The organism is Crocosphaera sp. Alani8, assembly GCF_038442745.1.
Lineage (GTDB): Bacteria > Cyanobacteriota > Cyanobacteriia > Cyanobacteriales > Microcystaceae > Crocosphaera.
Map to the genome: position 1 here is coordinate 13846 of NZ_JARVCN010000486.1, position 8329 is coordinate 22174.

The window sequence follows — 8329 nt, forward strand, 5'->3', positions numbered from 1 at the left end:
GATGGTTAGCAGTATAGTTGACTTGTGCGAAAATAACAATAATCAACAACCCTAACCTTTTTGGTTAGGGTTGAGAGAAATAATCATCTTGTCATTAATTTAACGAAACATACTACTAACAGAAGTATCCTCATGAATACGCCAAATTGCTTCCCCTAAGAGATTAGCCACAGACAGAACTGTTAACTGTGGAAAACGGTGTTCTTCTGGAATGGGAATGGTGTTGGTAACAATTACTTCCTCTAATACCCCACTGGATAGGCGAGAAATAGCAGGACCTGAAAATACCGCATGGGTAGCACAGGCATAAACTTGTCTTGCTCCCTCTTCACGGAGTAACTTCGCTCCTTCGGTTATGGTTCCGGCAGTATCTATCATATCGTCCACCAAGACGGCGGTTTTACCCTTGACATCCCCAATAACATTCATTACTTCAGCCACATTATGGGACTGACGACGTTTGTCAATGATAGCCAGAGGTGCATCGTCTAATTTTTTAGCAAAAGCTCTTGCTCTGGCCACTCCTCCCACATCGGGAGAAACAATGACAATATCTGAAAGGTCTTTTGTCGCAAAATAATTGAGTAAAACTGGGGTACTGTAAATATGATCAAAAGGAATATCAAAATAACCTTGTATTTGTGCCGAATGTAAATCCATTGCCAAAACCCGATTGGCACCAGATTCTACAATTAAATTAGCCACTAATTTAGCGGTAATAGATTCTCGTCCGGCGGTTTTGCGATCAGCCCTAGCATAACCATAATAAGGAATCACGGCAGTAATTTGCCTAGCTGATGCCCTGCGACAAGCATCAATCATGATTAATAATTCCATAAAATGGTCGTTAACTGGATTACAACAGGGTTGAATCAAATAAACATCGCATCCTCGTATAGATTCTTGAACTTGGATGTATAATTCCCCATCAGCAAAACGTTTACGAATCATCGGCCCAATGTCCATCCCCAAATAACGGGCAACTTCCTGGGCTAGAGGCATATTAGAAGATCCACAAAACAGACTGAGACGGTTATTATCTGACAATGAAGACACCGGCAGATGTTGCATTAATATTGGAGTATGACTCACAGCAGACTCTTGACCCTCAACTCATGGCAATTCTATCATCTCAGGTTTTCCCATTGTCTGAGCATATTTATTACTATTTTAATCATACCTAGATTCCAGTTAGAAGAGAGAAATTACAGAGAAATTTTGGATTTTCTCGAAAATAAGTACAAATGATAATATTCTGGACTAAATCTTAAAAACATCAGTAGTTCATTTCCTGATCACCCTGACCGTCATAGGATAGATTAGTAACCGTCCATTAATTCAATACCATTTTTTTCCCTAACAAACTCATCGGGAGCAATTATAATGACTCAAGCCAATTCTAGTTTAAACGTTGATGAGGCTCTCAAAATTCTCAAAGATTATAGCTGTCTTCAGATTAAAATTGTGGATTTTGAAGCCGATAAACACAAGTTACGTCAAGCGATAAAAGTCGTCTCTAGTCTATGCGAAACAGAAAATATTGGTATTTGTGCTGATAATTTCCAGGAAGGATTTAAAACTCTTGAAAGTTACCTGAAAGCTTTAGACTTATGTCAAAGTCTAGATAAAGCTCCCTCTGTTCCCGACGAAACCCCCGTTTACATTAAATTCAACACAGAAACCATGTCCTACTATGTGGATTACTATAACGGAAGTTATCGAGGGGTGTTAATTTCTTGTCAATCTGATAACCACAACTTAGTAGGAACCTACGGTCATTTTCCTCTCAATTTATTTGAGTAATTTTTATTTGTTTGTCTACCATTCCTAAAGCTTCTCATCTGGAAGTTTGGTATCATTGAATAAAAGGATTATTAGTTAATTTCACGGCAAAAACATGGGAGAAACCATCACTTTATTATCGAAACGAGAGATTGAAAAAATGCGTCGCGCTGGACGTTTAGCCGCCCAACTATTAGATCATTTAACCCCGATGGTTAAACCAGGGGTTAGCACTTTAGACATCAACGATGAAGCGGAAAAATGGACTCAAGCAAAGGGGGCAGTTAGCGCACCTCTCGGGTACCACGGGTTTCCTAAGTCTATTTGTACCAGCGTTAATCATGTTGTATGTCATGGTATTCCTAATGCTAAACAAATTCTCAAAGAAGGGGATATTATTAACATTGATGTCACTCCCATTCTAGATGGTTATCACGGCGATACTTCAAGAACTTTTTTTGTGGGAACCCCCTCTCCCTTGGCAAAAAGATTAGTAGAAGTTACAGAAAAATGTTTGATGGAGGCTATTGAAACAGTTAAACCAGGGTCAAGAATTGGCGACATCGGTGCTGTTATTCAAGAATGCGCTGAACCTCAAGGATTTTCTGTAGTTAGGGATTTTGTCGGTCATGGTGTTAGTAATGTTTTTCATACTGCCCCCCAAATACCCCATTACGGTAAACGGGGAAAGGGCAAGAAATTACGAGCAGGGATGGTATTTACAATTGAACCAATGATTAATGAAGGCACCTGGGAAGCAGTTATCTTAAAAGATGGTTGGACTGCTATTACTAAAGATGGGAAGTTATCGGCACAGTTTGAACACACCATTGCTGTGACAGAAAGCGGTGTAGAAATTTTAACCTTACCCGATTAATTGTTAAAAAACTTAGCTCTGAAACCCCTTAATTTCTTGGGGTTACAGTTAAGAACTCTCAAGAATTTGATTTCATGTAAAAAGATCCCTCGAAAATGAGTGGAGCAATATGGTATATATTCTAACAGAATCGCAGTACGAAAAAGAAGCAGAGCCAATCTTGCAAAAAGTATTTACTCAGAATTATCCCTATGAAGAATGTGTTAATTCAAGCATCGAAGAAAGTTTGATTGTTTTTCCTTGTAGTAGCTATATTGAACCAAACTTAATCGAAGGAATCGTTAAAGCTGCTTCTAGTTTGAAAGAAGAAAACTGTTATTTAACCAACATATTTAGATACCACGAGGTACCAAATCATTATTCTATTTCCTTATCTGAACTATTAGAAGAATATGTAAGCTCACCATCTAACATTCCCTCCGATGGCATAAAATTAAACATGGATGATTGGATGGAATACGTAATCTATTCTAATAAGGGAACTTGGGGTTTAATGATATCTAACGAAGGTCATGGAATACTTGCAGGTTCATCTCAATTCATAAATATTGTACGTCAATCTGTTTCTAATTTAGACGATCAAGTTTATCTTTTCCTAGATAAAATTCGACAGCTTAGTAACGCTCCTAATGCTACATTGGAATGGGTACCAGAATTACTAAATCACATCTATGATAATAGTAAAATTGAACAAATGTTAAAACAAATCAAAATATCATAAATAATTTTATCTGTTAATTTAAGGAAAGCAAATCTGACCTTATTGATGATAACTTCTTATTATGATTAAAGTTCTCCATTTTTCAGATATTCATCTTGGTAGCGGATTTTCTCACGGAAAAATAAACCCCGAAACCGGACTAAATACCCGTTTAGAAGACTTTGTGAGTTGTTTAAGCTTGTGTATTGATCGAGCAATCAATGAACCCGTTGACCTGGTTTTATTTGGGGGGGATGCCTTTCCTGATGCTACTCCCCCACCCTACATTCAAGAAGCTTTTGCTTCTCAATTTCGACGCTTAGCTGATGCCAATATTCCCGCCGTTTTATTAGTAGGAAACCACGACCAACATTCTCAAGGAAATGGAGGAGCGAGTTTATGTATTTACCGCACCTTAGCGGTTCCTGGTTTCACTGTGGGAGATAACTTAATTACCCATAAAATAGCCACTAAAAACGGTGCAATACAAGTTATTACCTTACCTTGGTTAACTCGTTCTTCTCTGTTAACAAAGTCCAAAACAGAAGGTTTATCTCTAGAGGAAATCAACCAGTTATTAATCAAAGCTTTAGAACCTGTTTTAGAAGAAGAAATTAGAAAATTAGATCCTCATATTCCGACAATTTTACTAGGTCATTTAATGGTTAGTCGTGCCAGATTTGGCGCAGAGCAGTTTTTAGCAGTGGGGAGAGGTTTTACCATTCCTCTTTCTTTATTAATTCGTCCTGAGTTCGATTATGTAGCGTTAGGCCATGTCCATAAACATCAGAACCTTAATGCTAATAATAACCCCCCTGTGATTTATCCAGGCAGTATAGAAAGGGTTGACTTTAGCGAAGAAAAAGAAGAAAAAGGCTATGTTGTATTAAACTTAAAAAAAGGAGAAGTTGACTGGAACTTTTGCCCTTTGCCTGCGCGCCCTTTTCTAACTATAAAGGTTGATATTTCTCAAGCAGAAGATCCTCAAACTGAATTAGTGGAAGCGATCAAAAAAAATACCGTTGAAGACGCGGTGGTGAGGGTTAATTATCAAATTCGCTCTGAACAATTAGAATTAATCAACAATAATATAATTAACGAAGCTTTAAAAACCGCCCATAGTTACACTATTCGTCCCGAAACCATTAGTCAATCCTCTCGTCCCCGTCTACCAGAATTGGGAATTGGAAAAAGTTTAGACCCTATCGAAGCTCTAAAAACCTATCTTGATAATCGAGAAGACATCAAAGATATCGCAGATGATATGGTAGAAGCTGCGGAATTGTTATTAAACGAAATATGAGACGATTTTATCTTTGAGTCGGCTCAAGAAGATAACTTATTAAACTTAATAGGTTCAACCTCTCCCACTTTAGTGCCTTGAGTTGCTGATGAAGTAGTTGGAGAAACTGAACTACTTTGACTTACTTCATTGTTGAATCTATAACCCACATTGCGAACCGTTTGAATTAAGCTGGGTTGACGGGGATCGGTTTCAATTTTCTTGCGTAAAGACAAAACATGGGTGTCAATGGTACGGGGGTTATCGATCGCTTCTGGCCAGGCCCTTTGCAGTAATTCTGTGCGACTGAGGGGACTTCCTTCAGCCTGAGCCAACACATACAATAAACTAAACTCTTGAGGGGTTAAATCTACAAAATCCCCCCTAAATTGTACTCGACGCTGTACTAAATCAATTTTAAGGTCGCCATAATCGAGAAACAAAGGTGCCGCCGCTACTCGAACCCGTCTGATTAACGCTTCTACCCGAGCCATAAATTCTTGCATCCCAAAAGGTTTAGTCAAGTAATCATCGGCTCCTGCACTCAATCCCTTGACAATATCTTTTTCCGTGCTTCGGGCTGATAAAATAAAAATCATGGACTGCCGTTGTTGATGAAGCCATCGGCACAATTCTAGAGGATCTCCGTCTGATAGATCGGCATCAAGAATCACTAAGGTAGGTTGACGACGATTAAATACGCTTCTGGCCTGTTGCAGATTAGCACATTGTTGCGCAGTGTAACCTGCCTGTTGCAAATGCCAACCTAATAATGAGCGTAGATGAGGATTTCCCTCCACAATAGCGGTATAAATTAGACTCACCTTAGTTTTTGTCCTTCTAATTTGACAGTCATTAGCCTAGCAAACGTACTATTAAGAGTTTGTAACATCTGCTACGGTGTTTTCGGGCATTTCCTAAGAAAGCATTAAGATTTTATATAATCTGTGCTTGCACTATTCAATTTGCCCATGCAGCGTTCAAATGTATAATACAAGGATAGAATACAAAGTGATGAATTGCTAACATTTTTTTAGTTTTCTTCATCTATCCGAATGTTATAGCTTGTTTTTTCCTAAATGATTTACTAAAATCTAATCATTTATTTTTTACAAAACTCTCTTTTTAAGTCATTTCCACCGATTAATTATGCTACAACATCCCTTGGCAATTCGTTACTATCAAAACCTAACAGACAGCATGGTAGACTTGTGGAATCGAGGTCGTCGCTTCGACGAAATACAGTCTTACATGGAAGGTTATATTTCTTGTCTCCGCCAGGTAGACGTTTTAGAACCTTATTTAATCCATCGTTTAGAAGAAGATGCTTGGCGTTTTTTCCGCGATCCTTCTAATTTTGAATTACCAGCTTTAGAACCAGAAGCCGATTATTACTAACTCCCTGTTTGACTTCTACTTTTTCTCAATAGGTCAAAAAAATGCACTTAACAATCCTAGACTTTTTGGAAATCGTCCTTTAGCCCGCTTATGCGGGCTAGTTTTTTTAAGAAGCTAAAGCTACCTCTACCATTTGCTGTAGATCACCATCTTGGTACATTTGGTAAACAATATCCGAGCCACCAACAAATTCCCCATTGATATAGACTTGAGGAATGGTTGGCCAACTAGAATATTCTTTAATTCCTTGACGAATTTCCTCATCAGCTAAAACATCGACGGTTTCAAAAGGAACGCCAAGAGTGTTTAGAATTTGCACCACATTGTTAGAGAAACCACATTGAGGCATTAACTTAGCACCCTTCATAAAAACCAGTATCTTATGACTGTTAACGAGTTGGTCAATTTTTTCTTTGAGTTCAGGTGTCAGTGTCATACTTACTCCTTGAGGAATTTATTTCATGATAATAGAGTCAGATTTAATTAAAGAAGGTTTAGGAGGTAAAAATAATTAAGAGGTAGTTAATTTTTAGTGTTCTTCCTCCCTTTCTCTCTCCCGACTCCTTATCTCTGGGCAGCCTCCCAGGCTTGAGGGGTATAGGTTTTTAAAGCTAGAGCGTGAATAGCTTCCGATGCCATAGCGTCTTGAAGTGCGCCATAGACTAATTGATGCTGCTTAATCATGGTTTTTCCTTCAAACTCGGCAGAGACAACGATCGCTTCCAGGTGATCTCCCCCACCGGTTAGATCCCTAACTACGACTTGAGCATCTGGGAGTTGAGTTTTAATCATGTTTTCAACTTTTGCAAGTGCAACCATTGGCTTTTTCTATGAAAAACGAATAAAAATACTACAATTAGTTTACAGTCGATTTAATAAAAGAACAAAGAAGATAATGACTATTTGGGTAAACGAACAAATTGATCCTTCCGGAATAATCTACTCTTGCATTGCTTGCCGTGATCGACATTCAGCAGAAGATTGTCATCAAACCTGGTTAAATAACCTCACTGAAACACAAAAACAAGAAGGATGGGTAGCTAGTTTAAGAACGGTGGACTCCTGGGATGAAGTTCCCGTTAACGCACTTAAACTGAATGTATAATCAAGTGAACTTCTGTTTTTAGTCAGTTGATAAAATTACCTCAACAGAACGATTCTTTTCTAGCATCAATCACCAGTCGATCCAAAGCTTGCTGCATTTTCGTCAAAACTAAATCATAACAATCATCCACATAATTGCGATCGCTGGCGGCTTCCCTACCGTAACGTTCAAAGACGATGGGGGGACATATACGGGTGTGGATAGGCATGGGAAGAGGAATATTGGGAGCAGGACCAATACCAATTCCCCAGGGTAAACCAAGGTAAATGGGAAAAACTTCTGGATCGGCTTCATTGGACCAGGGTAAACCCCACTGATGTAGCATTTTCACCTGTTCGTAACAGTCTCCGATCACAAATAGGGTTTCGTGAGATCCCACTGAAATCGCGGGGATGATGGTGACATTTTCCCGTAATGCCAATTTAATAAACCCTTTTCGTCCCGCTAGTTCGATTTTGTGGCGATCGCTATAAGGGCGAAATACATCTTGTGCGCCTCCTGGGTAGACTAAAACACTAGCCCCCTTTTTCAAAGCAGCAACAGCAGTTTTCGGATGGGCCCGCACTGCCCCAACTTTCATGGCCGCCTTCAAGATTGGAGAGTCTATTTGCCAAGCAGACGGGTGCATTAATCCATAGCATAAACGCTCTGTCCCAAACCGACGAACCCAGTCGTATATCATCATAGAGGTGTCCGGAGAAGCCAAACCCCCATTGTGAGACCCCACCAATAAAAGAGGTCCCTCCGTGGGGATATTATGCCACCCGTCGGTTTTTACTCGGAAGTAGTATTCATAAAACCATTTCCAGTAGGGCATCATTTGTTCTATAAATTTGGGATCTCGTTCATCAAGGGACCATCCTAATCCTTGATTTGACGTTTTTGATGATTTCATAGAGTGAATTATGATAGGCTTTGTAAACTTATGTTACAACAATACTCGAATATTTTTCTAGGGGGAAACCTAGTTATAGGTTATTAGTTGTTCCTTTTCCCAATATGGTCAGACTATTTTTTTCTATTTTATATTAGAAAATATTATTTTCATTTTTTATTAATGCCAGCGAAAAATGCTTAAAAAGAATACATTGATTTCCAGATTTATGAGATTTAAAACACTATTTATTATTGATATTTTTCAAATTTAGCAAACTTTATTAGTGCTGATTTTCTTCTTCTCGAATC

11 protein-coding genes are annotated in these 8329 nt (G+C 38.6%); 6 read left to right on the plus strand and 5 right to left on the minus strand.

What is annotated here, in order from left to right; translation table 11 throughout:
• Positions 1-99: 99 nt before the first annotated feature.
• Entirely contained in the window at positions 100-1071 is a 972-nt protein-coding gene (locus P9B04_RS23965) for a ribose-phosphate pyrophosphokinase (protein ID WP_342057489.1), read from the minus strand.
• A 312-nt stretch (positions 1072-1383) separates the two neighbouring features.
• Here P9B04_RS23965 and P9B04_RS23970 point away from each other — a divergent pair, with 312 nt between their 5' ends.
• The 4 genes from P9B04_RS23970 (at position 1384) to sbcD (ending at position 4662) form a co-directional block, all read left to right on the plus strand.
• Positions 1384-1803 (plus strand): DUF1824 family protein, encoded by a 420-nt coding sequence (locus P9B04_RS23970; protein WP_342057466.1) that lies wholly within the window; start codon positions 1384-1386, stop codon positions 1801-1803.
• 94 nt (positions 1804-1897) lie between these two features.
• Entirely contained in the window at positions 1898-2659 is a 762-nt protein-coding gene (map, locus tag P9B04_RS23975) for a type I methionyl aminopeptidase (protein WP_342057467.1), read from the plus strand.
• A gap of 109 nt (positions 2660-2768) precedes the next feature.
• The gene (locus tag P9B04_RS23980) at positions 2769-3380 is read left to right on the plus strand and encodes a hypothetical protein (protein WP_342057468.1); all 612 of its coding nucleotides are present in this window, start codon (positions 2769-2771) and stop codon (positions 3378-3380) included.
• A gap of 61 nt (positions 3381-3441) precedes the next feature.
• Complete coding sequence (gene sbcD, locus P9B04_RS23985) at positions 3442-4662, plus strand: exonuclease subunit SbcD (RefSeq protein ID WP_342057469.1); 1221 nt, start codon at positions 3442-3444, stop codon at positions 4660-4662.
• A 23-nt stretch (positions 4663-4685) separates the two neighbouring features.
• Here sbcD and P9B04_RS23990 read toward each other — a convergent pair whose 3' ends face one another.
• Positions 4686-5465 carry a response regulator transcription factor gene (locus P9B04_RS23990; RefSeq protein ID WP_342057470.1) on the minus strand — a complete coding sequence of 260 codons (780 nt, stop codon included), beginning with the start codon at positions 5463-5465 and terminating at the stop codon, positions 4686-4688.
• A gap of 325 nt (positions 5466-5790) precedes the next feature.
• Here P9B04_RS23990 and P9B04_RS23995 point away from each other — a divergent pair, with 325 nt between their 5' ends.
• The gene (locus P9B04_RS23995; protein ID WP_342057471.1) at positions 5791-6039 is read left to right on the plus strand and encodes a DUF6761 family protein; all 249 of its coding nucleotides are present in this window, start codon (positions 5791-5793) and stop codon (positions 6037-6039) included.
• A 106-nt stretch (positions 6040-6145) separates the two neighbouring features.
• Here the strand turns inward: P9B04_RS23995 and grxD are convergent, their stop codons facing one another.
• Both grxD and P9B04_RS24005 read right to left on the minus strand, forming a co-directional pair.
• Complete coding sequence (gene grxD, locus P9B04_RS24000; protein WP_342057490.1) at positions 6146-6469, minus strand: Grx4 family monothiol glutaredoxin; 324 nt, start codon at positions 6467-6469, stop codon at positions 6146-6148.
• A 134-nt stretch (positions 6470-6603) separates the two neighbouring features.
• A complete protein-coding gene (locus P9B04_RS24005; RefSeq protein WP_342057472.1) occupies positions 6604-6858 on the minus strand; it encodes a BolA family protein in 255 nt (84 codons plus the stop codon).
• 76 nt (positions 6859-6934) lie between these two features.
• Between P9B04_RS24005 and P9B04_RS24010 the strand changes: the two genes are divergently transcribed.
• Complete coding sequence (locus P9B04_RS24010; protein WP_342057473.1) at positions 6935-7144, plus strand: glycogen debranching protein; 210 nt, start codon at positions 6935-6937, stop codon at positions 7142-7144.
• Between the two features lie 40 nt (positions 7145-7184).
• Here P9B04_RS24010 and P9B04_RS24015 read toward each other — a convergent pair whose 3' ends face one another.
• The gene (locus tag P9B04_RS24015) at positions 7185-8039 is read right to left on the minus strand and encodes a lysophospholipid acyltransferase family protein (RefSeq protein ID WP_342057474.1); all 855 of its coding nucleotides are present in this window, start codon (positions 8037-8039) and stop codon (positions 7185-7187) included.
• Between the last annotated feature and the right edge of the window lie 290 nt (positions 8040-8329).